The organism is Belnapia rosea, from assembly GCF_900101615.1.
Taxonomy (GTDB): Bacteria; Pseudomonadota; Alphaproteobacteria; order Acetobacterales; family Acetobacteraceae; genus Belnapia; species Belnapia rosea.
The window spans coordinates 1,055,665-1,079,021 of sequence record NZ_FMZX01000001.1 but is presented as its reverse complement, the minus strand read 5'-3'; the positions used below and the strand labels follow the sequence as shown (position 1 = coordinate 1,079,021).

Below are 23,357 nucleotides of genomic sequence, written 5' to 3'. Positions count from 1 at the left end.
CTGGAGCGAGCGCGAGGGACAAACCCCTGGCGCCTGCGTAGCCCAGCCGGCACGCCCAGGCGCAAGGTAGGGACTGTCAGCCTTCCGCCGTCTTCAGCCGGTCCCGGATGGCAATGACACGGTCCTTCAGCTCCTGGACCGCCGCCATGTCACCGCCGAAGGCACGGTCGATCCAGTCCGGATGCGCCGCGCAGGCCTTCTCGCGCAATGCGCGCCCCTGTTCCGTCAGGCTGATGCGGACCTGCCGCTCATCGGCGGTGTCGCGGGACCGGCGGACATAGCCGAGCGCTTCCAGCCGCTTGAGCAGGGGCGTCAGGGTGTTCGATTCCAGAAACAACTTGTCGCCGATGCTGCTCACGGTGCGGTTGTCCTCCGCCCAGAGCACGACCATCACGAGATACTGCGAGTAGGTGAGGCCGATCTTGTCGAGCATCGGCTTGTTCGCCCGGCCAATCGCCAACGCGGTCGAGTGCAGGGCGAAGCAGAGGAAATCATTCAGCTCAAGCTTCGATTTCGGCGTAGCGGCGTCGGTCATCGGCGTTCCTCCCGGTTCGTAAACCTCCTGCACCAAACAAATAGATCGTGAGCGATTAAATCGCTCGTGCGCGAAACGCAGCGCAGCCATGCAAGATGGTCGATCGTACGCGATCTAATCGCCTCGTATATAGCTCCCATCGAAGCCGCCGGTTTCTGGTGGCCAAAAAGGAGACCAACTTATGTTCCGCAACGCAGTAATCGCCTCCGTGTTCGTCCTCGGCACCGCCGGTGCCGCCCTGGCCCAGGACAATGGCCCCCACCTCGTTGGCGGTGGCGCGGATGGCGGACCGCGGGTGGAGTACGCGATCCCGAGCCAGAACGTCGTCGGCGGTGGGTATGCCCGCCTGACGGGTGAGGGCACCAGCCGCAGCCTCGCCTATTCCGGCCCGACCGCCATCCAGCCCCGCAGCAGCACCGTCGCCGAACTGGTCGGCGGTGGCCGCGAGCAGGCGCTCGTCCTCGTCCCGGCCCAGCAGGCCAGCCCGACCCTGGCCGGCCGCCTGGTCAGCAACGGCGGCTGATCGAATTGCCGGCTGATGGCCTCTCCCCCCGGGGCCCGCTTCAGCCGGCGATGACGCGCGCGACCCGCACCCCCCGCCGGGTCGCGCGCCCTTCTTCAGGCGGCAGGCGCCGTCAAACGGGGATGCGGAGCGCCGTCTCCGTCAGGGCGATGCGCCGTCATCTCCGGCGTGTCGCCCTGGAAGCCGAACATGGTCCATTTCATGATGAACTCGTTCGGCCCCGTCGGCACGATCTGCCGGATGCCAAGCGTGTTCATCTCCCGCTGCACGATCAGGTTGGGCCAGATCGTCGCCATGGTGACGGACCAAGGGCTGTCGAACTCGTCGACGAAATCCATCAGCCGCGGGTCGGCGAGGGTCATGCCCCCTTGAGGGCGCGCATCTCCTTCTTGGCATCGACCGTAAGCTTCGAGGCGTCGCTCTTGGCCGAGCACATCACGCCATGCCGCCCCGACCCGTCCGCCAGCATATAGTCGGGGAAGCTTTCCATCCCTTCCGCATAAGAGGCGAAGACCACGCCGCGATGCGTGGCGACGGAGAGCTGGCGCTCGGCAGGCCGGGAATCTGGATGTTGACGTCGAACTGGCTGGTCCAGAACCAGGGCATCGGCGCGGCACCGAAGCTTGCCATCGCCCTCCTCACGCCCTTTCCGGGCGGCGGATCGTCCCGGCGCTGCAGACCTTGTCGCAGGCCTTCAAGGACATCTTCGAGACCGCCTGCAAGGAGCAGATCCTGCTCATGCTGGCCCGCTACGACGTGCGGAACCCGGAGGCGCTGCGCCGGATGGTGGCGCAGGGCGTGCAGATCCGGCCCTTCCCGCGTCCGGCGATGGATGCCGCCTACCGCTACGGCAACGCGCTGCCGGGGCGCTGAGGCCGGACTCGCGGCTGGAGGGTCAGCCCTCCAGCCGTACATTGGCGATGCGGGCCACCTCGCGCCACTGCGCGATCTCGCGCCGGACGAACTCGCCGAATTCCTGCGGCGTCCCAGGCGCCGCGGTGCCTCCCAGCTCGACGAAGCGCGCCCGCATGGCGGGCTGGCGGAGAATGTCGCCCAGGTCGGCATTGACCTTCCGCACGATCTCCTCCGGCGTCCCGGCCGGCGCGCAGAGCCCGGTCCAGCCATAGGCGCCATAGCCCGGGGCCACCGTCTCGGCGATGGTCGGCACATCCGGCAGCTGCGGCGCCCGCTCCGGCGTCGTCACCGCGATGGGGATGACCTTTCCCGCCTGGATATGCGGCAGGGCGGAGGCGACGCTGTCGAACATCAGCTTGACGTTGCCCGACAGCAGGTCCGCCATCGCCGGCCCGCTGCCGCGGTAATGCACCATGTTCACCCGGATGCCGGTGCGGTGGACGAAAAGCTCGGCGGACATGTGCTGGCTGGTCGCCGGACCCGCCGTCGCCACGTCGACCAGGCCCGGCGCCGCCTTGGCCGCCGCCACCACCTCGGCGGCCGTGCGCAGGCCGAGCGAGGGATGCGCCACGATCAGCAGCGGCAGCACGACGACATTGCTGATGAAGGCGAAGTCCCGCTCCGCGTCATAGGGGATGCGCGGCAGGACGGAGGGGTTGACGCCCAGCGTGCCCGAGGTCCCCGCCGTCAGCGTGTAGCCGTCCGGCGCTGCCCGCGCACCCGCCTCCAGCGCCGGCGCACCCGCCCCGCCGCCGCGATTTTCGACGATGACGCGCTGTGGCCAGCGCCGGGAGAGCTCGTCGGCATAGAGGCGGGTGAAGATGTCCGCCGCCTGGCCGGGCGGGAAGGGAACGATGATGCGCACCGGCTTCTCCGGCCAAGCAGGCTGCGCCCGCGCGGTGCCGGGCAGGATGGCGGCGGCCGCCAGAAGGTGGCGGCGCGTGAGATGCGGCATGAACTGTCCCTCCCGAAGTCTTTGCCGCAGGATGGGGCCAAGGATCGGGAAGGGGAAGCGCATGGCCAGCAATTCGGTGCGGATCGCGGTGTTGCCGGGCGACGGAATCGGCACGGAGGTGACCGAGGCAACGCTCGCCGTGCTCGACCCGCTGGCCCGGCGCCACGGCATCGGCCTCTCGACCGAGGCATTGCCGGCCGGCGCCTTCCACTACCAGGCAACCGGCGATGCCTTCCCCGAGGCCAGCTTCCGCGCCGCCGAGTCCGCCGATGCCATCCTGCTCGGCGCCATGGGCTGGCCCGGGATCCGCCAGGCCGACGGTACCGAGATCGCGCCGCAGCTCGACCTCCGCTTCCGGCTCGGCCTCTATGCCGGCGTGCGGCCGGTGCGGGCCATCCCCGGCGTGCCGGTGGCGCTGGCCGACCCGCGCGCCGCGACCATCGACTTCGTCCTGGTGCGGGAGAGCACCGAGGGCCTGTTCCACTCGCGTGGCAAGGGGCTGGTGACGCAGGATCTGGCGGAGGAGACGCTCCGCATCACCCGCGCCACCACCGAGAAGCTGAGCCGCTTCTCCTTCCGCCTCGCCGAGCGCCGCGCCGCGAGGCTCGGCCGGGCAGGGCGGGTGACGCTGGTGGACAAGGCGAATGTCTTCCGCGCCTTCGCCTTCATGCGCGCCGTCTTCGACGAGGTGGCCACGGAATTCCCGGGCGTGGAGAGCGGCCACCACTATGTCGATGCGATGGCGCTCGACCTCGTCCGCCGCCCCTGGGCCTATGACGTGCTGCCGACCGAGAACATGTTCGGCGACATCCTCTCCGACCTCGCCGCCGGGCTGGTGGGCGGCATGGGCTTCTCCCCCTCGGCCGATATCGGCGACGAGCATGCGGTGTTCCAGCCGGCGCACGGCACCGCGCCGGACATTGCCGGGCAGGGCATCGCCAACCCGGCGGCCATGCTGCTCTCGGCCTCGATGATGCTCGACTGGCTGGCCAGCCGCGGCGCCGGCCAGGGCTTCGCCGATGCCGCTGCGGAACTCGATGCCGCGGTCGACGCGGCCTTCGCGGGTGGCCTCCGCACCACGGATATCGGCGGCGGGGACGGCACGGCGGCCGTGGTGCGGGCGGTGCAGGCGCAACTCGGCGGATGATCTCCCGCCGCGCGCTGATCGAAGGCGCGGCGGCGGCCGGTGGGTCCAGCGCTGCGGTCGCGGTGCTCGCCGCCCTGGGTGGCCTGCCCGCCGCCCCGGCCCGCGCGGCGGCGCCGGCCCTGCCACGTGACGGGCGCCGCGTGCTGGTCGTCGGCGCCGGCATCGCCGGTCTGGTCGCAGCCCTCGAGATGCGCCGCGCCGGCTGGTCGGTGCGGGTGCTGGAAGCAGGCGGGCGCGCTGGCGGCCGCTGCCTGACCCTTCGCGCCGGGGATGTGGTGGAGGAGGAGGGCACCATCCCGCAGCGCATCACCTGGGATGCGGCACCGCATCTCTACGCCAATCCCGGCCCAGCCCGGATCCCCCACCACCACCGCGGAATCCTCGGCTATTGCCGGGCGCTCGGCGTGCCGCTGGAGGTGCTGGTGAACGAGAACCGCGCGGCGCTGCTCGAAGCATCGGCCGGCCCCGTGCCGATGCGGCGCGTCCAGGCCGACCTGCGCGGCCTCGTGGCGGAGCTTGCCGCCAAGGGGCTGGAGCGCGGCACGGCCGAGGCGCCGCTCACCGAGGCCGATCTCGATGCCCTCCGCGCCATGCTGCGCCGCTTCGGCGCGCTCGGGCGGGACATGCGCTACCAGGGCAGCGCGCGTGCCGGCTGGGAGGCGGCGCCCGGCGCCGGCCTCGCCCCGCCGCGCGCCCTCGGCCCGCTCGACCCGCGCCTGCTGCTGGAGCCGGCGCTCTGGGAGGGCGCGGCCTTCGCCGAGGGGGTGGATTATGCCGCCACCATGCTGCAGCCGGTTGGCGGGATGGACCGCATCGCCGCCGCCTTCGCCCGGGAACTGGGCGAGGCGCTGGTCACCGGGGCGGAGGTTCTCACCCTGCGTCGCACAGGGTCCGGCGCCCGCCTCACCTGGCGCGGTGCCGATGGCGCGGTGCGGGAGGAGGAGGCGCCGCGCATCCTCCTCGCCCTGCCTGCGCCCGTCCTCGCCCGGCTCGATGCCGATCTCTCGCCGCAGCGTAAGGCGGGGCTCGCCGCGCTGCACGCCTCCCCGGCGGCCAAGCTTGCCTTCCAATGCAGTCGCCGCTTCTGGGAGGAGGACCACGCCATCTATGGCGGCATCTCCTGGTTGCCGCGCGAGGCGACGCAGATCTGGTATCCCTCGCACGGCTTCCATGCCGGGAAGGGCATCCTGATCGGCGCCTATATCTGGGAGGATTCGATCGGGGAGCGCTTCGCCGCCCGCAGCCCGGCGGAACGCGCGGCCGTCATCGCCGCCGATGGCGAGGCCCTGCATCCTGGCCTCGGCCGCGAGGTCGCGGCGCCGGTATCCGTCGCCTGGTCCCGCATGCCGCGCGCCCGCGGCGCCTGGGTGGACTGGACCGCCGAGCAGCGCCGCAGCCTCTACCCGCTGCTGCGCAAGCCGGAGGGCCCCTACCATTTCGCCGGCGAGTACCTCTCCTGGTTCACAGGCTGGCAGGAGGGCGCGGTGCTCTCGGCCTGGGCGGCGCTGGAGGGGATGGCCTAGAGCAAACTCCGATCAGGTTGAAACACCTGATCGGAGTAATTTGCCCGCCAAACAAAAAGATAGAGCGGGTTCCGTGAGCCAGTGCGAACGGAAACCGCTCTAGGCCGGTGCCTTGGGGCCGATCTCCAGCAGCATCCGCGCCAGCTCCTCCGGTGCCGTCACCATCGCATCATGCCCGGTGGCGATCTCCCGCCAATCCCAGCCCGGCTGAGCCCGCACCGCCTCCCGCGCCCAGGCGAGCGGCGCGTACCAGGGGTCGGTGCAGGCGATGTAGGTGCGGGGCAGCCCGTTGCCGGGCGGATGGGCGAGGCGCAGGGGCGTGGCGTAGGTGGCGGCCGGATGCGGCGTCAGCCGCCGCCGCACCCAGTCGGCGAGCGGGTGGCTCTCCGGCACGCCGAAGGCGCTGACCGGGGGCGGCATGGCGACGACTCCGCCGCCCTGTTCCATCACCCCGCGGCGGCGCTCCGCCGCCTGGGCCGGCGGCATGCGGCCCCAGGGCGTGTCGCCATCCCCCAGCACCATGGCGTCGAGATAGACGAGGTGGCTGATGCGCCCCGGGATGCGGTCCGCCGCGCCGGTGATGGCATTGCCGCCGAAGCTGTGGCCGACGAGGACCGCCGCCTCCACCTCCTCGGCCTCCATGTGCTCGACCAGGTCGGTGACGAAGGTGTCCAGCGTGATCTGCGCCGAGAGCAGATGCCGCCGCTCGCCGAGCCCGGTCTGGGTCGGCACCGTCACGCGATGCCCGGCGGCGCGCAGCCGGTCCGCCACCGCCCGCCAGCACCAGGCGCCATGAAAGGCGCCATGCAGCAGCACATAGGTCTTCGCCATCCGGTCCCCCAGGCTTTGGGCGGCAAGGATATCAGAAGTCGAAGCCGAGGATCGCCTTGCCCAGCCAGCGGTCGCTCGCATGGGTCAGCCCGTGGCCGAGGCCGAGATGCAGGGCGAAGCGGTTGGTGAAGCGGATATCCGTCGTGACGAAGAGCTGGTGCGCCTGCTTGGGCAGCCCCTCCCCACGGCTGATGCGCCCGAATTCCATGTAATGTTCGAGGCCGATCCAGACCGCGGGCGCCACCTGCCGCACCCCGCGCACCGCCGGGGCGAAGATCGGCCCGTCCCGGCCGAGCGGTATCTCCACCTCCGGGTTGAGGATGAGCTGCCAGGGACCGGTGCGCAGGTCGATGATCGGCCGCAGCGTCAGCGCCCAATCCGTCTCGGAGAAGCGCGCCGACTGGTGGCGGATCTCGATGTCCATGCCATAGGCGAAGGGCCGGTTGTCGGCGCCCGGGCTGATGAAGGTGTTGCGCAGCTTGAAGCCGCCGCCATAGGTGTCGCCGGAGAATTCCCGCGCCACCGGCACCAGCAGCGCCACCTCATGCCACGGGATCGTGGCATAGCCGAGTTCCGCCGTCGCCAGCACGCCGTTGCGCGGCGCGCCATCGCCCAGCCGGCCGCGCCGCCCCGCATTCAGGTGGATGTTGAGGTCGATGCTGCCGGGCTCGGCGATCCGGCCGTCGAAGACCTGGAACTCGTCGAAGCCGGCGGCTTCCGCCCGCCCGAGCAGGATCAGCAGCAACAAGGCGGCTAGTCGGCGCATCTGAAGTCCTCTGGGCAGCGGAAACGCCGGCGGTAGCGGCTGGTTCGGTCACTCAACGACCGGGTGCGATCACCGCCCAGGTCGTCGTCACATGCACGGCTGGCTCCTCGCTGCCCTCGGCGCGCAGCAGGATCTCGCCGAATACCATCCGCTTGCCGCGCTTGACGATGCGCGCCTCGGCCAGCACCGGGCCGCTGCCGGCGGGGCGGAGGAAATTCACCGTCATGGTGGAGGTCACGCTGTCGTCCCGCCCTTCGGTGAGCGACAGCAGGGCCGCCCACATCGCCACATCCGCCAGCCCCATGAGTGCCGGGCCCGAGATGGTATTGCCCGGCCGCAGCAGCCGCGCATCGGCCGGCAGGCGCAGCAGCGCCCGGCCATCCGCCGCCTCCAGCAGCTCGACCCCCCATTCCCCGGCGAGCGGCACGCCGCGGCGGATCACGGCGAGCATGGTATCGAGGTCCATCAACGTCCTTCCAGCACGCGGCCGATGCAGGGATTGCGGCCCATCCAGTAGCAGAGCTCCGCCGGCCGGGCGATGCGGTAGAGCGCCAGGTCGCAGCGCAGGCCGGGCGCCAGCCGGCCGCGGTCCGCGAGGCCGAGTGCCGCCGCCGCCTCCACGGTCACGCCGCGCAGCGCCTCTGTCACGGTAAGGCGGTAGAGCGTGCAGGCCAGGTTCAGCATCAGCAGCAGCGAGAGGGTGGGGGAAGACCCGGGATTCACATCCGTGCTCACCGCCATCCGCAGCCCCGCCGTCCGCATCGCGGCGATGTCGGGGATGCGCGTCTCCCGCAGGAAAAGCGTCGCCCCCGGCAGCAGCACGGCGACGGTGCCCGCCCGCCCCATCGCCGCCAGCCCCGCGGCATTCGCATGCTCCAGGTGATCGACGGAGAGCGCGCCGCATTCGGCGCCCAGCGCGGCGCTGCCCATGTCGCCATGCTGGTCGCCATGCAGCTTGACCGGCAGGCCGGCCCGCTGCGCCGCCGCGATCACCAGCCGCGCATCCGCGGTGTCGAAGGCCAGCGGGTCATGGAAGAGATCGACCGCATCGGCGAGGCCGATGGCGGCGGGCACCATCTCCTCCGCCACGAGCCGGGCATAATCGGCGCGCCGCCCGGCGAATTCGGGCGGCACGGCATGGGCGGCGAGCAGCGTTGCCTGTACCGCGACCGGCCGTTCCTCTGCCAGCCGACGGGCCGCGCGCAGCTGCCGCAGCTCCGCCTCGCGCTCCAGCCCATAGCCCGACTTGACCTCGACGGTGGTGACGCCTTCGGCGATGAGCGCATCGGCGCGGGGCAGGGCGGCCGCCAGCAGCGCATCCTCGCTCGCCGCCCGCGTCGCCCGTACCGTGGAGAGGATGCCGCCGCCCGCCTTGAGGATGGCCTGGTAATCCTCGCCCGCCAGCCGCCGCTCGAACTCATCCGCCCGGTCGCCGCCGAAGACGAGGTGGGTATGGCAGTCGATCAGGCCCGGCAGGATCCAGGCACCGCCGCAATCCGTGGTCTCGATCCCCCCGCCTGGCAGGGCCGCGCGCGGGCCGACCCAGGCGATCCGCCCATCCTGCGCGGCGATGGCGCCATTCTCGAGGATGCCGAGTCCCTTGCCCTGCATCGTCGCCAGGTTCGCGTTCAGCCAGACCCGGTCGAACATCAGCCCCACCCCACCAGGGCGGCGAAGCGGCCATGTTCCACCAGCGCCTTCACCGCGGCGATATCCGGCGCCATCGCCCGGTCCGCATCCCAGGCGGCGGCGACGTTGCGGACCAGCCCATGCGCCGCCTCCAGCGCTGGTGCGCTCTGCAGCGGGCGGTGGAATTCGAGGCCCTGCGCCGCGGCCAGCAGCTCGATCGAGAGGATGGCGGCGAGGTTGTCGGCCATGTCGTGCAGCCGCAGCGCGGCGCCGGTCGCCATGCTCACATGGTCCTCCTGGTTGGCGCTGGTCGGGATGCTGTCGACGCTGCGCGGCGCCGCCAGGGCCCGGTTCTCGGCCGTCAGCGCCGCCGCCGTGACCTGGGCGATCATGAAGCCGGAATTCAGGCCGCCATCCCGCACCAGGAAGGCCGGCAGGCCGGACAGCGCCGGGTCGGTCAGCAGGGCGATCCGCCGCTCGCTGATGGCGCCGAGCTCGGCCAGCGCCAGGGCCATGGTGTCGGCGGCGAAGGCCACCGGCTCGGCATGGAAGTTGCCGCCCGAGAGCACCTCCTGCCCGATCACCAGCGGGTTGTCGGTGACGGCATTGGCTTCCCGCTCCAGCACCTGCGCCGCGTGCCCGAGCAGGTCGAGGCAGGCACCGGCCACTTGCGGCTGGCAGCGGAGCGAGTAGGGGTCCTGCACGCGCGGGTCGCCCTCGCGGTGGCTCTCGCGGATCTGGCTGCCCGCGAGCAGCGTGCGCAGCGCCCCGGCGACGCGGATCTGTCCCGGCTGGCCACGCAGGGCATGGATCCGCGGGTCGAAGGGCGTATCGCTGCCGCGCGCCGCATCGACCGACATGGCCCCGGCGACCAGCGCCGTCGCCAGCAGGTCCTCGGCGGCGAAGAGGGCGGCGAGTGCAAGCGCCGTGCTCACCTGCGTGCCGTTCAGCAGCGCCAGCCCCTCCTTCGGCCCGAGCACGAGGGGTCTGAGCCCGGCCGCCGCCATGGCTTCGGCCCCGGTCACTATCCGGCCGCCGAGGAAGGCCTCGCCCTCGCCGACCAGCACCAGCGAGAGATGCGCGAGCGGTGCGAGGTCGCCCGAGGCGCCGACCGAGCCACGCGCCGGGATGGCGGGCAGCATATCGGCGGCAAGCAGGCCGAGCAGCGCCTCCACCACCGCCGGCCGCACGCCGGACGCGCCACGGGCGAGCGACAGCGCCTTCAGCGCGAGGATGAGGCGCACCACGGGCCGTGGCAGCAGCGGCCCGGTGCCGGCCGCATGGCTGCGCAGCAGGTTGAGCTGCAGCTGCGCCAGACCTTCGGCCGGGATGCGGGTGCTGGCCAGCTTGCCGAAGCCGGTATTGACCCCGTACAGCGCCTCGCCCGTCGCCATCCGGGCCTCGAGCGCCGCCGCTGAGGCCTCCACCGCCTCGCGCCAGCCCTCGGCGAGATGCAGTGGCCCGCCCTCCATGACGGCGCGCAGCCCGGCGAGCCCGGCCTCGCCGGGCCGGAAGGGCGGGGCGTCGGTACTGTCGGTCATGCCTCGGCCTACTCCTCCTGGGCTGACAGGCTCAGCGCAGCATGGGCAGGTCGAGCCCATGCTCCCGCGCACAGTCGATGGCGATGTCGTAGCCCGCATCGGCATGGCGCATCACCCCGGTGGCCGGGTCGTTCCACAGCACGCGCTTCAGCCGCCGCGCCGCATCGGCCGTGCCGTCGCAGACGATGACCATGCCGGCATGCTGGCTGAACCCCATGCCGACGCCACCGCCGTGATGCAGGCTCACCCAGGTGGCCCCCGAGGCGGTGTTCAGCAGCGCGTTCAGCAGCGGCCAGTCGGAGACGGCATCCGACCCGTCGCGCATCGCCTCGGTCTCCCGGTTCGGGGAAGCGACGCTGCCGGAATCCAGGTGGTCGCGGCCGATGACGATCGGCCCGATCTCGCCCCGCGCCACCATCTCGTTGAAGGCGAGGCCGAGCCGGTCGCGCTGCCCGAGACCGACCCAGCAGATCCGCGCCGGCAGGCCCTGGAAGCTGATCCGGGCGCGGGCCATGTCGAGCCAGCGGTGCAGATGCGCATCCTCCGGGATCAGCTCCCGCACCTTGGCGTCGGTCCTGTAGATGTCCTCCGGGTCGCCCGAGAGCGCCGCCCAGCGGAAGGGGCCGATGCCGCGGCAGAACAGGGGACGGATATAGGCCGGCACGAAGCCTGGGAAGCCGAAGGCGTCGGCCAGCCCTTCCTCCTTCGCCATCTGCCGGATGTTGTTGCCGTAATCGAGGACCTTGGCGCCGAGCGCCTGGAAATCGAGCATCGCCTGCACATGCGCGACCATGCTGCGGCGGGCCGCGGCGGCGACGGCGGCCGGGTCGGTCTCCCGCTTCGCCGTCCATTCGGCCAGCGTCCAGCCCGCCGGCAGGTAGCCATTGGCCGGGTCATGCGCGCTGGTCTGGTCGGTGACGATGTCCGGCACCACGCCGCGGCGGACCAGCTCGGGGAAGACCTCCGCCGCATTGCCCAGAAGCCCGACCGAGATCGCCCGCCGCTCGGCGCAGGCGGCGCGGATCATGCCGAGCGCCGTGTCGAGGTCGTCCGCCCGGTGGTCGAGATACTTCGTCTCCAGCCGCTTCTCGATGGAGGAGGGCTGGCACTCGACCGCCAGCACCGAGGCTCCGGCGAAGACACCCGCCAGCGGCTGCGCCCCGCCCATGCCGCCCAGCCCGCCGGTGAGGATCCAGCGCCCGCCGAGATCGCCACCGAAATGCTGCCGCCCGGCCTCGGCGAAGGTCTCGTAGGTGCCCTGCACGATGCCCTGGCTGCCGATATAGATCCAGGAGCCGGCCGTCATCTGGCCGTACATCATGAGGCCGCGGCGATCGAGTTCGGAGAAATGCTCCCAGGTCGCCCAGCGCGGCACCAGGTTGCTGTTGGCGATCAGCACCCGCGGCGCATCGGCATGGGTCTCGAAGACGCCGACCGGCTTGCCGGACTGCACCAGCAGCGTCTGGTCCTCGCGGAGCCGGCGCAGCGTCTCGACGATGCGCTCGTAGCTGGCCCAGTCCCGCGCGGCCCGGCCGATGCCACCATAGACGACGAGCTCGCCCGGCCGCTCCGCCACCTCGGCATCGAGGTTGTTCATCAGCATCCGGAGCGGCGCCTCCGTCGTCCAGTGCAGGGCGGTGCGTTCCAGCCCGCGCGGGGCGCGGATGGCGGGGGCGTTGCGGAAGCGGGCGGCGGCTGGATCGGTCATGGCGCCAGATTAGGCCGCGCCGCGTCGCGCGTCAGCCTCCCTGTCCCGCAACTCCAATGGGAGGCAGCACCAAGGCTTTCAAAACCCTTTGGTTTTCTTTGCGCCATCCTGCTGCCTCTGGCGCAGTTGTGGGTTGCGTCGCCCCGCCAAAACGTTCTGTTGCGGCGCAGCAGAGTGCGAACCCCCACAATCCAGGATGACCGCCTTGCCGGACTCCCTCGCCCCGCAGACCAACACCATCCAAGGCATGGAGCTGCCGCGCTGGCCCGGCCGTCTCCTCAGCCTGCTGGCCGTGGCGGCGCTGGCGACGCTGGCCGGGCTCGCCTGGCTATGGATCAGCCGCAACCCGATGCTCAGCACCTGGGACGAGGTGATGCACCTCAACCTCTCGATGGCCGATGCACTGGTGCTGCGCAGCGGCGACCTTGCCGCGCTGCGCGACGACCTGCTGCTGCAGGACCGCTGGCTGCCGCCGGGGCTTCGCCTGCTCGGCCTGCCCATCGCCGCGCTGTTCCAGGGCGATGCGCAGACCGCGCTCCGCTTGCTGGCCTCGGCGATGACGGCGGCGACCGCCTTCGTCATCTGGCTTGGCCTGCGGCCCGTGGCCGGCCTCGCCGGCGCCGCGGCGGGCGTGCTGCTCTACCTGCTCGCACCGCTCAACATGCTCGGCGCGCAGAGCTTCATGACCGAACTGCCGCTGCATTTCGCCGCCGCCTCGGCGCTCGCGCTGCTGCTGCGCGAGGCGGTCGCGCCGCGCGCCTCGATCTGGCGGCTCGGCCTGCTCGGGCCAGTGCTCGGCCTCGGCGCGCTGGCGAAGCTGACCTTCCTGCCGACCATCGGCCTCGCCTGGGTCGGCATCGCCGCCTGGCGCTGGTGGCAGGAGCGTGACACGGCGGCCCTGCGCCTCCGCCTGTTGTTGCCGGCGGTCGGCCTCGCCCTGGTCGCCTGGCCCTTCTACCTGCTGAATGGCGGCCGCTATGTCGGCTATGCGCGGCAGACGGCGGAGGGCTACGCCTTCTTCGTCCCACCCGAGGATATCGGCCAGCCCTTCGGCCTGCGCGTCGCCTATAGCCTCATCTGGGATGTGCTCGGCTTCGGCGGCCTGGCCCTGCTGGCCTCGGGCCTGGTGCTGCTCCTGCTGGCCTGGCGCCGGCTCGGCCAGGGCCAGCGCAGCTTCACGCTGCTCTCGGCCGTGGCCGCCCTGCCGGCCATCGGTGCCTTCGTCCTCTCCAACAACCAGACCGAGCGCTATGTCGGGATCAGCCTGATCCTCCTGGCCTATCCCCTGGGCCTCGCCATGGGCACCGCGCTCCGCGACCCACGGATGGCCCGTGTCGCGCGCGGGGCGACCCTGGTGATCGCGCTCGCCGGCCTTGCCCAGCTCGGCACCGCCTGGGCCATCGCCTTCGCCGGCCCGGTTCCCGGCCGGCCGCTGCGGCCGCTGGTCGAGGCGAGCTGGCGTGACAACACCGCCTGCGACCTCGCCGCCGTCACCGGCCTGATGCCCCAGCGGCCGGATGGGGAGCGCCTGCGCATCGGCCTCTTCGGCCTGACCACGGCGATCAACCCGAACACGGTGAACAACGCCTATCTCCGCCAGGGAAGGCGGGCGCATGTGATCGAGCTGGTGAACGACAGCGAGACCAGCATCAACTGGGACAAGCTGATGGCCGAAAGCGCCCAGCTCGACCTCGTCATCCTGCCCGAGATTTTCTGGCGCGGCGAGGCGGACCCCGCCAAGACCCCGGTGGGCGGCCGGCATGTGGCGGACCGCTCCATCCCGGATTACCGGGCGCGGCTGGAGGCGGCGAACCTCATCGAGGACCGCGGCGCCATCGCCAACGGCCCGGCCCCGGCCTGCGCCGCCCATGCGCTGCAGATCCGGCAGGACAACCCGGCGGTGCAGGCGGCGCGCGCCCGGCCCCTGCGGCCCGAGGCGCGCGACTGAGGCCGCCGGCCGGCGGTCAGCCCCGCCGGCCCAGCGGCATGAAGCGCCGGCCGAACCGCAGCAGGAGCCAGCAGCCCATCGCCCAGGCGGCGCCGAGGCACCACCCGGCCAGCACATCGCTCGGCCAGTGGACGCCGAGATAGACCCGGCTGCCGCCGATCAGCAGCGTCAGCAGCACGGCAACGGCCAGCACGTAGCCGCGCTCCCGCCGCCGCTTCGCCGCCCCGGCGAGCAGCGCCCCGAGGGTGAGGAAACCCACCGCCGAGAGCATGGCGTGGCCGCTCGGGAAGCTGCTGGTCTCGACCTCGACCAGATGCGCGACGAGGCTGGGCCGCGGGCGGTCGAATCCCTGTTTCAGCATCGCGTTGAGCAGCATCCCGCCAGGCAGCGAGATCAGCAGCAGCACCACCGACTGCCAGCGGCGACGCAGCACGAGCCAGCCGAGCGCGAGCACGGAGAGCAACCCGAGGACCGGGATGCCGCCGAGCGCGGTGATGTCCCGCATCGTCAGCTCCAGCCAGGGCGGGCCGATCGGGTCCGCCAGGTCATCCGGCCGGCGGAGGGCGCGCAGCACGGCCTCGTCATAGCTGCGGCCTTCGCCCTCCAGCACCTCCATCAGTTCCAGGAAGCCGAGCAGCCCGCCGGCGCAGATGGCGAGCGCCAGCAGCGGCGCCGCCTGGCCGGCAAGCCGGCCGAGCCAGGACAGGGGGCGCGGGTCGCCGGGCTGATCCATAGGGTGTCGCTCCTTTGGTTCGATGCTGCCGCAACCTCCGGCCGCTTCACCGGTTTCATCGGCGCAACAGGTCGGAGCCGGGACAATTCGTACTACCAACGAAAACCGCCGCGCCCTGCTGATCGTCAACCGCCGGGCGCGACGGGGCGACGAGGAGGCCGAGGCAGCGCATGACGCGCTGGAAATGGCCGGCATCGGCGTCACCCGCTTCGATCCGCCGGACGGGATGGCCTGTGCCGATGCCATCACCACCGGCCTGGCCCGGAACCACGCCGGAGAGGGCGGGATCAACTGCGTCGTCATCGGCGGCGGCGACGGCACGCTCAACGCCGCCATCCCGGGGCTCCGCAAGGCGGGGCTGCCCTTCGGCATCATGCCGCTCGGCACCGCCAACGACCTCGCCCGCAGCCTCGGCATCCCGCTCGAGCTGGAGGAGGCGGCTCGGGTGATCGCCGAGGCGGCGCCGCGCCCGGTCGATCTCGGCGAGGTCAACGGGCACCCCTACTTCAACGTCGCCAGCATCGGCTTCAGCGCCGAGCTGGCCGGCGAGCTGAAGGCCGATGCCAAGCGGCGCTGGGGCAAGCTCGGCTACGGCATCGCCGCCTTCCGCCTGCTGCGGCGCGCACGGCCCTTCACGGCCACGCTGATCCATGACGGGCAGGTGGAGCGGGTGAAGACCATCCAGGTCTCGGTCGGCAACGGGCGCCATTACGGCGGCGGCATGACCATCTCCGAGGATGCCCGGCCGGATGACGGGCTGTTCGACGTCTACAGCCTGGAGGTCGAGCATTGGTGGCGGCTGGTCGCACTGATCCCCTGGCTGCGCAGCGGCACCCAGGGCCGCTGGCACGACGTGCGCGCCTTCCGCACCACCGCGCTCGAGCTGCGGACGCGGAAGCCCCGGCCGGTCAATACCGATGGCGAGCTGACAACCCATACCCCGGCCGTCTTCCGCCTCCACCGCGCCGCGCTGCAGGTCTTCGCCCCGCCGGACGAGCCGCAGGACTGACCCGTGCCGCGGCTCCGGAGAAGCGCAGCCGCTGCCTGGTATCCAGCCGCCGCGCCTCCTGGGCGGAGGGAGCGTCATTCGGACATGGCTGGCCCCAGCGGCCATTCCGCAAAGGCCCCCGCGCCGCCATGATGCGGCATGCCAGGATTCCACGCCCCCGCCGCCCTACTGCCCGATGGCTGGGCCTCCGAGGTTCTGATCGCCGCCGATGAGGCAGGCTGGATCACCGCCGTCACCCCCGGCGCCGCGCCGGGCGGCGCCACCCGCCTTCGCGGCGCCCTGCTGCCCGGCATGCCGAACCTGCATTCACACAGCTTCCAGCGCGCGATGGCCGGCGCGACGGAGCGCCGCAGCCCCGAGGGACGGGACAGCTTCTGGTCCTGGCGCGAGGTGATGTACCGGTTCGGCGAGCGGCTCGGACCGGAGGAGGCGGAGGCGATCGCCGCCCAGCTGCAGGTCGAGCTGCTGGAATGGGGCTTCACCAGCCTCGCCGAGTTCCAATACCTGCACCACCAGCCGGACGGCACGCCCTATGCCGAGCCGGCGGAGATGGCGCTGCGCAACCTCGCCGCCGCGCGCCGCACCGGCATTGGCCTGACCTTGCTGCCGGTGCTCTACCGGCACGGGGGCATCTTCGGCCGTCCGCCGGCGCCGGGCCAGCGGCGCTTCCTCAACGACCTCGACGCCTATCTCCGCCTCGTCGGGCAATGCCGCGACGCTGCCGGGGAGGATCCGCAGATGGCGGTCGGCCTGGCCCCGCACAGCCTGCGCGCCGTGACGCCCGCGATGCTGGAGGCGGTGGCGCGCGAGCCGGGGCCGCTGCACATCCATGTCGCCGAGCAGCAGCGCGAGGTCGAGGAATGCCTGCTCGCCACCGGCGCCCGCCCGGTGCGATGGCTCCTGGACCATGCGCCGGTCGATGCCCGCTGGTGCCTCATCCACGCCACCCACATGAACCCGGCCGAGACGGCGGCGCTCGCCGCCACTGGCGCCGTCGCCGGCCTCTGCCCGACCACCGAGGCCTCGCTCGGCGACGGGTTCTTCCCGCTGCCGGATTTCCTCGCCGCCGGCGGCCGCTTCGGCATCGGCACCGACAGCCATGTCGGCACCGCGGTCCGCGACGAGCTGCGCCTGCTCGAGACCGGCCAGCGCCTGCTGCGGCAATCCCGGGCCGTCGCCACCACCGAGGCCCAGCCGCATCCCGGCCGCTTCCTGTTCGAGGGCGCGCTGCAGGGCGGTGCGCTTGCCTGCGGCCGGACGATCGGCGCCATCGCCCCCGGCCGTCGTTGCGACCTTGTCGAGCTCGACACCGGCCATCCGGTGCTTGCCGGCCATGCCGGGGACGCGCTGCTCGATGCCTGGATCTTCTCCGGCCAGGCCAACCCGATCCGCAGCGTCATCGCCGGCGGCCAGCAGGTGGTGGAGGCGGGCCGCCATGTCGCCGCACCGGAGATCGCCGCGCAATTCGGCCGGGTGATGCGCCGCCTTCTGGCCTGACGTTCCGCCCGCACATCCCCAGATAGAGGGGGTGAGCGCACCCCTCCTCGACATCCGCCGGATCTATTGCGAACCCGCCGCGGCGGCCCTGCCGCGCGGGCAGGCCATCCTCGCCCGCTTCCCCGCGGTCGAGCGGATCGAGGTCGCCTCCCACTGGCGCATCCCGGAGCTCCGCGAGGCCGAACCGGAGGAGTATCTGCGCCCGAAGCGCGAGGTGCTGGTCCTCGGCGTGAAGAAGGGCCTGGCCTTCCGCCCGAATGGCCGCAGCGCCGATTTCATCGCGCCCTCGACCTCGAATGGCTGCGCCATGGCCTGTGCCTATTGCTATGTCGCGCGCCGCAAGGGCCATGCGAACCCGATCACCGTCTTCGCCAATATCGAGCAGATCCTTGCCGCCACCGCCCGCCATGCCGCGCAGCAGGGGCCGAAGCGCGAGCCCAACCAGGTCGATCCCGATGCCTGGGTCTATGATCTCGGCGAGAATGGCGATCTCTCGGTCGATGCGCTGATCTCCGACAATGTGCGGGACCTCGTCGCGCTGTTCCGCAGCTTGCCCCATGCCAAGGGCAGCTTCGCGACCAAGGGCGTGACGCCCGCGCTGCTCGACTACGATCCGCAGGGCCGCACCCGCATCCGCATGTCCCTGATGCCGCCTGGCATGGCGAAGCTGCTCGACGTGCGCACGGCCCCCATCGCCGAGCGCATCGCCTTCATCCCGGAGCTGCACCGCGCCGGCTACGAGCTGCACCTGAACTTCTCCCCCGTCGTCCTGCACGAGGGCTGGGAGGCGGAATGGACGGCGCTCTTCGCGGAACTCGACGCCGTGCTGCCCGCTGCGGTGAAGCAGCAACTGGCCGCCGAGATCATCATGCTGACCCATAACGAAGCCCTGCATGAGGTGAACCTCGCCTGGCATCCGCGCGCGGAGGACCTGCTCTGGCGCCCCGACATCCAGGAGGAGAAGCGCTCCGAGGCCGGCGGGGTGAACCTCCGCTACCGCACCGGCTGGAAGGGCCGCTGGCTCTCCCGCTTCCAGGCCCTGCTGGCGCAGCACATGCCCTATTGCCGGGTGCGCTATGCCTTTTGACGCCGCACCGCCGCGCCTCTGGGTGCCGAAGCGCGTCCTCGCCACGCCCGCCGCCCTAGCTTGGCCAGAGGGCGCCGCCATGGCCGAGCGCGCCGCCGCCCTCGGCGCCGAGGTGGTCGCCCTGAAGTCGGACCGGCTGACCGGCCTCCCCGACACCTACCGCGACGCCAAGACGACCCTCGCCCTCGTCGTCTCGCCGCCGAGCAAGCGCCGCCCGCAACCCATCCCGCCCAGCGCCGACTGGCGCTTCGACCTCGCCGCCGGCTGCCCGGCGCATTGCCATTATTGCTACCTGGCCGGCTCGCTCGCCGGCCCGCCCATCATCCGTGCCTATGCCAACCTGCCGGAGATCCTGGCGGAGCTGCCGCCGCTGCTGGGCGAAGGCCGCGTCACCTCCCGCAACGAGGCGAGGGCAGGGGAGGGCACCACCTTCGAATGCTCCTGCTATACCGATCCGCTGGCCCTCGAGCACATCACCGGATCGCTCGCCACGGTGATCCGCCGCTTCGGGGAGTGGGACGCGCCCGTCCAGCTGCGCTTCACCACCAAATACGATGCGGTGGAGCCGCTGCTCGCCCTGCCGCATAACCGGCGCACGCGCATCCGCTTCTCGCTGAATGCCGCCGGCGCCGAGCGTTTCGAAGGTGGCGCCCCGCGCATGCCCGCCCGCCTCGCCGCCCTGCGTCGCGTCGCCGAGGCCGGCTACCGCATTGGCCTCACTATCGCGCCCATCCTGCCGATTCCCGGCTGGCAGGCGCAGTATGACCAGCTGCTGGCCGACTGCGCCGTCGCGCTGCAAGGCATCCCCGGCCCCGACCTCACTGTCGAGCTGATCACCCACCGCTTCACGGAGTCCTCGCGGAAGATCCTGCGTGACTGGTACCCCGGCAGCCGCCTCGAGATGGACGATGCCGCGCGCAGCCGGAAGACGACCAAGTTCGGTGGCGTCAAATACGTCTTCCAGCGCGAGCAGATGGCCGATCTCCGCCGCAGCCTGGAAGCGAGCCTCGCCCATCGCCTGCCGGATGCCCGCCGCCTCTACTGGACCTGACGCGCCGCCGCCTGCCATGACGCGTCCGGGAAGGACACGCGCTCCACGGCCCACCGGCACTTACAGAGGCAGTTGTCACAACTACTCACGGTTTGGGGCCTGTTCCTGACAGCGGGCGGAACGGTTGAGACGGGGCGCTAGCGATCCTCAGCCCGATCGCTAAAGGTAGCCTCCCGGGACTGGCCGCACCCGATCCGCGCGGGTGGATGCAGACCGGATTGGTAGCCCCGGCTGCCCTCGCGGTGTGCCGACGAGGGGCCCACACGGACAACGGTATTGCTGCCTGGTCGTACCGACCGTAACAATGCCTCCGGGGGCGTGGCCTTGCACGCGCCTTGGGGAGAACTGCTATGACTGCGATCGCGACGGCGCCGACGGAAACCGGCGAGGTGCAGCTCGACCGCGACGTCTTCCTGCGTCGCCTCCTGCGCGAGCTCGCGGGCACGCTGCAGGACATCGTCGGCCTCGAGGAGGCTTCCGGCTACATCAGCGTCGTCGGTGCTGCCATGGGAGAGCACATCGACGCGGAGTACCGCCGCGCCCTCGCCGTCGAGCGCCTCTCCCGCGCGCAGGTCGCCGAGGTGTTGGTCGATCTCAAGCGGCGCATCCACGGTGATTTTTTTATCATCGAGGAGATGGAGGACCGCCTTGTGCTCGGCAACCGCGCCTGTCCCTTCGGCGACTTCGTCCTGGGCCGTCCCTCGCTCTGCATGATGACCTCGAACGTCTTCGGCTCGATCGCGGCGGAGAACCTGGGCTATGCCGGGGTCGAGCTTGAGCGCACCATCGCCCAGGGCCACGCCGGGTGCCGGGTTGTCGTCCACCTCCGGCCCACCGAGCAGGCCCAGCCGGGCCTCCGCGAGTACTTCCGCCGCGACCATGCCCGCGCCTGACGAGGGCGCCGCGCGCGTCCTGGAGGCCCTTCCCGAGCCGGCCCTCCTTGTCGGCGCGCCGGGCCGGATCGCCTTCGCCAACCGCGCAGCCCTTGCGCGCCTGGGCCCCGGCGCCCGGGCCGGCGAGGACCTCGCCGCGCTCTGCCCCGACGCCGAGGCCGGGGCAGCCCTTCGCCATTACCTGCTCCGCTGCTCTGGGTCGCGGAGTGCCCTCCCCGGCGCGGCAGCTTTGCGGGATGCCGCGGGGCAGACGATGCGCTTTCGGTGCGAGGCCGGGCTGCTGGTCCCCGGCGAGGAGGGCAGGACGCCCCTCCTGCTCCTGCGCCTTTCGGAGGCGGATGAACGCTTCACTGTGCTCACGCGCAAGATCCGCGAGCTCAACGAGGAGATCATGGAGCGCCGCCGCGCCCAGGCCCTGCTTGAGCAGGCCCTGGGCGAGCGCGACCTGCTGCTGCGCGAGCTGCACCACCGGGTGAAGAACAACATTCACATGCTCTCGGGCATGCTCTCGGCAGCGCGGCGTGAGGCCGCCGCGCCAGAGGCGGCGGCGGCACTCAACGAGGCCTCCCGCCGCCTGGCGGCCGTTGGGGCGGTGCACCAGATGCTTTACCAGGGCTCCGACCTCCGAGGCGTGCGGGGAGACGAGTTCGTCGACAGGGTCGCCACCCTGGTGGCGGAGGCATCGGGCGCGCGCGGACACCTGCTGATCGAGGCGGAGCCGGCCGGGATCGGGAACGACGCGGCCATTCCCCTCGCGCTCGTCCTGAACGAGCTGGTGGCGAACGCGGTCAAGCACGGGACGCGTACCGATGGCGCGCTAGGTCAAATCCGGGTCGGCCTCTCCGCGGCGCAAGACGGGAGCATCGAACTCTGGGTCGAGGATGAGGGGCCGGGCTTCGAGCCGACCGCCGGCGCGGCCAAGCGCGCCTCGGGCCTCGGCTTGGTGCGCGGCTTGGCGCGCCAGCTCGGCGGCACCTTCTCGGTTGAACCTGGCCGGGCCGGGGGTGCGCGCTGCGCCGTGCGCATCCGAGGCCAGCCAGCGCTGTTGGAGAAGGGCAAGGCATGACCATACCGACGTGGCACGCTGCGGCTGCCCCCAGGATCTGCCTTCCGGGCCTGTCGCCCTCCGGGTGGCCATTCTCGCTTCGCGCACAGGACGAGGGCCGCTCGGGGACGGGCGCGCCACCCCGCGGCCGCGTGTTGGTGGTGGAGGACGAGTACTTCGTCGCGCTCGCAGCCGAGGATGCACTGGCCTCCGCTGGCTTCGAGGTAGTCGGGGTCGCGGCAACGGCCGAGGAGGCGGTAGAGATCGCCGGCACCGAGCGGCCCGACCTCGTGCTGATGGACATCCGGCTGGCTGGCGCGCGCGACGGGATCGACGCCGCGTCGGAAATCCGCGGCCGCCTCGGCATCCCGAGCCTGTTCGCGACGGCGCACTCGGATGCGGCCACCCGGGCCCGCGGCGAGGGGGCAGCCGCACCTCTCGGCTGGCTGACAAAGCCCTACGCTCCAACCGAGCTCACCGCGGCCGTTGCCGCGGCGCTGGCCAAGCTGCGCGGGCAGGATGGCGAGGGCACCTGATCCCCTGACCGGCTCTAGCTGACTGCATCTGAACGATTTCGGAACAGTCGGGAGGGCGCCTAGTCTGGCTGCCGGGTGAGGCGCAGGCGTTCCACCGCGAAACCCTCGGACCGGGCGATGGCGATCGCCCGGCTCCACTCCGCCGGTGCCAGCCGCCGCTCGCGGGCGAGGACCCAGAGATAGCGCCGGTCCGGCGCCCCGACCACCGCCCAGCGGTAGCCGGGGTCGAGTCCGATGACCCAGTAATCCCCGTAGAATGGCCAGAAGAACGACACCCGCAGCCGCGCATCGCCGCTGCCGGGCACCGAATAGGCGCGGCCCGCCGCCTCGCGCGTCTGCCCGGCATCGTCGCAGCGGTTCAGCACGCCGATGCCGCCATCGTCGCGCGGCGAATAGGTGGCGGTCACCGCCTCGCAGGCCCGTCCGCCGCCATCCTGGAAGCGGTTCGGCAGCCGGGCGATCTCGTACCAGGTGCCGAGATACCGCCCGAGCTCCACCGCCGGCACGGTCCTCGGCGCATCCGCCGGCGGCGCCCCGGCACAGCCGGCCAGCAGCAGCAGGGCGCCGAGCAGTGCCGCCCTCATGGCACGCTGCCCTCCGGCAGGCCGAGCACATGGTCGAGCACCCCGCCCGCCGTGGTGATCCAGACCTCATCCCGCCGTGCCGCGATGGCCGAGAGCGCCCCGCGCAGCGCCCGCAGCCGGTAGGGCTGGCCGATGATATAGGGGTGCAGCGCGATCCCCATCACCTGGGGGATGCCGTCCCGCGCCACCTGCTCCAGCCGCTCCGCGAAATCGGCGCCGATCATGGCGGCGAATTGCTCCGCCCCGTCCTTGCGCGCCACGACCGCGGGGATGTCGTTGACCTCCTGCGGATAGGGGATGGCGAGCAGCCGCCCGCCACCCGTCTCCATCCAGATCGGCTGGTCGTCGGCGCACCAGTTCAGCGTATAGCGATAGCCCGCCTCGGCCAGCAGCTCCGGCGTCACCCGGCTCTCGGCGATCCAGGGCGAGAGCCAGCCGCGCGGCGCCACGCCCTCATGCCGCAGGATCGCCGCCGTGCTCTCGGCGATCAGCGCCCGCTCCGGACCTTCATCAAGCACCGACTGCCGCTCGCTGTTGGTCCGCCCATGCCCGGCGATCTCGTCGCCGCGGGCGCGATGCGCCGCCACCAGCTGCGGCGCGTGGTCATACATCGCGCTGTTCAGCAGCACCGTCGCCGGCAGGCCGAGCGCGTCCAGCAGCTCGATCAGCCGCCAGGCACCCACCCGGTTGCCGTAGTCGCGCCAGGCATGGTTCAGCACGTCCGGCTGCGGGCCGCCGGGCGCCAGCTCCGCCCCCAGCCCCTCGCCGAAGGCGAAATGCTCGAGATTGACGCCGAGATAGACGGCGAGCTTCGCCCCGCCGGGCCAGGCATAGCGGGGCCGCTCGGGCCAGGGATGGTAGCGGTAGCGGCCATGGCTGGGCAGCATAGGGGGAGATCCGC

Annotated in this window: 25 protein-coding genes; 12 read left to right on the top strand and 13 right to left on the bottom strand. The window is 71.9% G+C overall.

The genetic code is table 11. The features are described from left to right. Positions 1–76: 76 nt before the first annotated feature. Complete coding sequence (locus BLR02_RS05195) at positions 77–535, bottom strand: MarR family winged helix-turn-helix transcriptional regulator (protein WP_090562167.1); 459 nt, start codon at positions 533–535, stop codon at positions 77–79. Positions 536–716: 181 nt separating this feature from the next. Here BLR02_RS05195 and BLR02_RS05190 point away from each other — a divergent pair, with 181 nt between their 5' ends. Further along, entirely contained in the window at positions 717–1,058 is a 342-nt protein-coding gene (locus BLR02_RS05190) for a hypothetical protein (RefSeq protein ID WP_090562168.1), read from the top strand. A gap of 95 nt (positions 1,059–1,153) precedes the next feature. Here BLR02_RS05190 and BLR02_RS29290 read toward each other — a convergent pair whose 3' ends face one another. Then, positions 1,154–1,420, bottom strand: a complete 267-nt coding sequence (locus tag BLR02_RS29290) for an SRPBCC family protein (RefSeq protein ID WP_176849378.1) — start codon at positions 1,418–1,420, stop codon at positions 1,154–1,156. Beyond that, positions 1,417–1,575, bottom strand: a complete 159-nt coding sequence (locus BLR02_RS29990) for a hypothetical protein (RefSeq protein WP_176952764.1) — start codon at positions 1,573–1,575, stop codon at positions 1,417–1,419. Before BLR02_RS29990 ends, BLR02_RS29290 begins: the two co-directional genes overlap by 4 nt. Before the next feature lie 164 nt (positions 1,576–1,739). Between BLR02_RS29990 and BLR02_RS05180 the strand changes: the two genes are divergently transcribed. Beyond that, positions 1,740–1,931, top strand: a complete 192-nt coding sequence (locus BLR02_RS05180; protein WP_090661111.1) for a hypothetical protein — start codon at positions 1,740–1,742, stop codon at positions 1,929–1,931. 22 nt (positions 1,932–1,953) lie between these two features. Here BLR02_RS05180 and BLR02_RS05175 read toward each other — a convergent pair whose 3' ends face one another. Further along, entirely contained in the window at positions 1,954–2,928 is a 975-nt protein-coding gene (locus tag BLR02_RS05175; protein ID WP_090562170.1) for a Bug family tripartite tricarboxylate transporter substrate binding protein, read from the bottom strand. A gap of 61 nt (positions 2,929–2,989) precedes the next feature. Between BLR02_RS05175 and BLR02_RS05170 the strand changes: the two genes are divergently transcribed. Both BLR02_RS05170 and BLR02_RS05165 read left to right on the top strand, forming a co-directional pair. Beyond that, positions 2,990–4,075, top strand: a complete 1,086-nt coding sequence (locus BLR02_RS05170; RefSeq protein WP_090661109.1) for an isocitrate/isopropylmalate dehydrogenase family protein — start codon at positions 2,990–2,992, stop codon at positions 4,073–4,075. Beyond that, positions 4,072–5,598 carry a flavin monoamine oxidase family protein gene (locus BLR02_RS05165; RefSeq protein ID WP_090661106.1) on the top strand — a complete coding sequence of 509 codons (1,527 nt, stop codon included), beginning with the start codon at positions 4,072–4,074 and terminating at the stop codon, positions 5,596–5,598. Before BLR02_RS05170 ends, BLR02_RS05165 begins: the two co-directional genes overlap by 4 nt. 99 nt (positions 5,599–5,697) lie before the next feature. Here the strand turns inward: BLR02_RS05165 and BLR02_RS05160 are convergent, their stop codons facing one another. The 6 genes from BLR02_RS05160 to hutU are packed head-to-tail and all read right to left on the bottom strand — an operon-like array spanning position 5,698 to position 12,073. Further along, positions 5,698–6,429, bottom strand: a complete 732-nt coding sequence (locus BLR02_RS05160) for an alpha/beta fold hydrolase (RefSeq protein ID WP_090562176.1) — start codon at positions 6,427–6,429, stop codon at positions 5,698–5,700. 31 nt (positions 6,430–6,460) lie between these two features. Continuing rightward, the gene (locus BLR02_RS05155; protein ID WP_143018040.1) at positions 6,461–7,195 is read right to left on the bottom strand and encodes a hypothetical protein; all 735 of its coding nucleotides are present in this window, start codon (positions 7,193–7,195) and stop codon (positions 6,461–6,463) included. A gap of 52 nt (positions 7,196–7,247) precedes the next feature. Next, complete coding sequence (locus BLR02_RS05150) at positions 7,248–7,661, bottom strand: PaaI family thioesterase (RefSeq protein WP_090562180.1); 414 nt, start codon at positions 7,659–7,661, stop codon at positions 7,248–7,250. Beyond that, positions 7,661–8,845: an imidazolonepropionase gene (hutI, locus tag BLR02_RS05145; protein ID WP_090661100.1), complete on the bottom strand. Its 1,185-nt coding sequence runs from the start codon at positions 8,843–8,845 to the stop codon at positions 7,661–7,663. Before hutI ends, BLR02_RS05150 begins: the two co-directional genes overlap by 1 nt. Further along, positions 8,845–10,365 (bottom strand): histidine ammonia-lyase, encoded by a 1,521-nt coding sequence (gene hutH, locus BLR02_RS05140; protein WP_090661097.1) that lies wholly within the window; start codon positions 10,363–10,365, stop codon positions 8,845–8,847. The genes hutI and hutH overlap by 1 nt, the downstream gene beginning before the upstream one ends. Positions 10,366–10,396: 31 nt before the next feature. Further along, positions 10,397–12,073 (bottom strand): urocanate hydratase, encoded by a 1,677-nt coding sequence (gene hutU / locus BLR02_RS05135; protein ID WP_090661094.1) that lies wholly within the window; start codon positions 12,071–12,073, stop codon positions 10,397–10,399. Between the two features lie 205 nt (positions 12,074–12,278). On the opposite strand from hutU, the gene BLR02_RS05130 reads away from it, so the two are divergent. Beyond that, positions 12,279–14,021 carry a glycosyltransferase family 39 protein gene (locus BLR02_RS05130; protein ID WP_176849377.1) on the top strand — a complete coding sequence of 581 codons (1,743 nt, stop codon included), beginning with the start codon at positions 12,279–12,281 and terminating at the stop codon, positions 14,019–14,021. Between the two features lie 16 nt (positions 14,022–14,037). Here the strand turns inward: BLR02_RS05130 and BLR02_RS05125 are convergent, their stop codons facing one another. Continuing rightward, a complete protein-coding gene (locus BLR02_RS05125; RefSeq protein ID WP_090661088.1) occupies positions 14,038–14,754 on the bottom strand; it encodes a phosphatase PAP2 family protein in 717 nt (238 codons plus the stop codon). 22 nt (positions 14,755–14,776) lie between these two features. Between BLR02_RS05125 and BLR02_RS05120 the strand changes: the two genes are divergently transcribed. The 7 genes from BLR02_RS05120 (at position 14,777) to BLR02_RS05090 (ending at position 21,872) form a co-directional block, all read left to right on the top strand. Then, on the top strand, positions 14,777–15,763 hold the full coding sequence (locus tag BLR02_RS05120; RefSeq protein WP_218127862.1) for a lipid kinase: 987 nt from the start codon (positions 14,777–14,779) through the stop codon (positions 15,761–15,763). Positions 15,764–15,901: 138 nt separating this feature from the next. Then, positions 15,902–17,260 (top strand): formimidoylglutamate deiminase, encoded by a 1,359-nt coding sequence (locus tag BLR02_RS05115; RefSeq protein ID WP_090661085.1) that lies wholly within the window; start codon positions 15,902–15,904, stop codon positions 17,258–17,260. 31 nt (positions 17,261–17,291) lie between these two features. Beyond that, a complete protein-coding gene (locus tag BLR02_RS05110) occupies positions 17,292–18,347 on the top strand; it encodes a spore photoproduct lyase family protein (RefSeq protein ID WP_090661083.1) in 1,056 nt (351 codons plus the stop codon). After that, positions 18,337–19,398, top strand: a complete 1,062-nt coding sequence (locus tag BLR02_RS05105; protein ID WP_090661080.1) for an SPL family radical SAM protein — start codon at positions 18,337–18,339, stop codon at positions 19,396–19,398. The genes BLR02_RS05110 and BLR02_RS05105 overlap by 11 nt, the downstream gene beginning before the upstream one ends. Before the next feature lie 350 nt (positions 19,399–19,748). After that, positions 19,749–20,291, top strand: coding sequence for a methanogen output domain 1-containing protein (locus tag BLR02_RS05100; protein WP_090562197.1), 543 nt, complete (start codon positions 19,749–19,751; stop codon positions 20,289–20,291). Beyond that, on the top strand, positions 20,278–21,357 hold the full coding sequence (locus BLR02_RS05095; RefSeq protein WP_090562199.1) for a sensor histidine kinase: 1,080 nt from the start codon (positions 20,278–20,280) through the stop codon (positions 21,355–21,357). The genes BLR02_RS05100 and BLR02_RS05095 overlap by 14 nt, the downstream gene beginning before the upstream one ends. 131 nt (positions 21,358–21,488) lie before the next feature. Further along, complete coding sequence (locus BLR02_RS05090; RefSeq protein ID WP_218127861.1) at positions 21,489–21,872, top strand: response regulator; 384 nt, start codon at positions 21,489–21,491, stop codon at positions 21,870–21,872. A 59-nt stretch (positions 21,873–21,931) separates the two neighbouring features. On the opposite strand, the gene BLR02_RS05085 is transcribed toward BLR02_RS05090, so the two are convergent. Together BLR02_RS05085 and BLR02_RS05080 are read right to left on the bottom strand one after the other, a co-directional pair. Then, on the bottom strand, positions 21,932–22,456 hold the full coding sequence (locus tag BLR02_RS05085) for a lipocalin family protein (protein ID WP_090661074.1): 525 nt from the start codon (positions 22,454–22,456) through the stop codon (positions 21,932–21,934). Beyond that, positions 22,453–23,343, bottom strand: a complete 891-nt coding sequence (locus BLR02_RS05080; protein WP_090661071.1) for a polysaccharide deacetylase family protein — start codon at positions 23,341–23,343, stop codon at positions 22,453–22,455. The genes BLR02_RS05085 and BLR02_RS05080 overlap by 4 nt, the downstream gene beginning before the upstream one ends. Positions 23,344–23,357 lie beyond the last annotated feature (14 nt).

Excerpts from the sequence above, each read along its gene's own strand:
- BLR02_RS05195 (WP_090562167.1), bottom strand. The coding sequence starts at position 535 with ATGACCGACGCCGCTACGCCGAAATCGAAGCTTGAGCTGAATGATTTC.
- BLR02_RS05190 (WP_090562168.1), top strand. The coding sequence starts at position 717 with ATGTTCCGCAACGCAGTAATCGCCTCCGTGTTCGTCCTCGGCACCGCC.
- BLR02_RS29290 (WP_176849378.1), bottom strand. The coding sequence starts at position 1,420 with ATGACCCTCGCCGACCCGCGGCTGATGGATTTCGTCGACGAGTTCGAC.
- BLR02_RS05175 (WP_090562170.1), bottom strand. The coding sequence starts at position 2,928 with ATGCCGCATCTCACGCGCCGCCACCTTCTGGCGGCCGCCGCCATCCTG.
- BLR02_RS05170 (WP_090661109.1), top strand. The coding sequence starts at position 2,990 with ATGGCCAGCAATTCGGTGCGGATCGCGGTGTTGCCGGGCGACGGAATC.
- BLR02_RS05165 (WP_090661106.1), top strand. The coding sequence starts at position 4,072 with ATGATCTCCCGCCGCGCGCTGATCGAAGGCGCGGCGGCGGCCGGTGGG.
- BLR02_RS05160 (WP_090562176.1), bottom strand. The coding sequence starts at position 6,429 with ATGGCGAAGACCTATGTGCTGCTGCATGGCGCCTTTCATGGCGCCTGG.
- BLR02_RS05155 (WP_143018040.1), bottom strand. The coding sequence starts at position 7,195 with ATGCGCCGACTAGCCGCCTTGTTGCTGCTGATCCTGCTCGGGCGGGCG.
- BLR02_RS05150 (WP_090562180.1), bottom strand. The coding sequence starts at position 7,661 with ATGGACCTCGATACCATGCTCGCCGTGATCCGCCGCGGCGTGCCGCTC.
- hutI (WP_090661100.1), bottom strand. The coding sequence starts at position 8,845 with ATGTTCGACCGGGTCTGGCTGAACGCGAACCTGGCGACGATGCAGGGC.
- hutH (WP_090661097.1), bottom strand. The coding sequence starts at position 10,365 with ATGACCGACAGTACCGACGCCCCGCCCTTCCGGCCCGGCGAGGCCGGG.
- hutU (WP_090661094.1), bottom strand. The coding sequence starts at position 12,073 with ATGACCGATCCAGCCGCCGCCCGCTTCCGCAACGCCCCCGCCATCCGC.
- BLR02_RS05125 (WP_090661088.1), bottom strand. The coding sequence starts at position 14,754 with ATGGATCAGCCCGGCGACCCGCGCCCCCTGTCCTGGCTCGGCCGGCTT.
- BLR02_RS05120 (WP_218127862.1), top strand. The coding sequence starts at position 14,777 with ATGCTGCCGCAACCTCCGGCCGCTTCACCGGTTTCATCGGCGCAACAG.
- BLR02_RS05115 (WP_090661085.1), top strand. The coding sequence starts at position 15,902 with ATGCCAGGATTCCACGCCCCCGCCGCCCTACTGCCCGATGGCTGGGCC.
- BLR02_RS05105 (WP_090661080.1), top strand. The coding sequence starts at position 18,337 with ATGCCTTTTGACGCCGCACCGCCGCGCCTCTGGGTGCCGAAGCGCGTC.
- BLR02_RS05100 (WP_090562197.1), top strand. The coding sequence starts at position 19,749 with ATGACTGCGATCGCGACGGCGCCGACGGAAACCGGCGAGGTGCAGCTC.
- BLR02_RS05095 (WP_090562199.1), top strand. The coding sequence starts at position 20,278 with ATGCCCGCGCCTGACGAGGGCGCCGCGCGCGTCCTGGAGGCCCTTCCC.
- BLR02_RS05085 (WP_090661074.1), bottom strand. The coding sequence starts at position 22,456 with ATGAGGGCGGCACTGCTCGGCGCCCTGCTGCTGCTGGCCGGCTGTGCC.
- BLR02_RS05080 (WP_090661071.1), bottom strand. The coding sequence starts at position 23,343 with ATGCTGCCCAGCCATGGCCGCTACCGCTACCATCCCTGGCCCGAGCGG.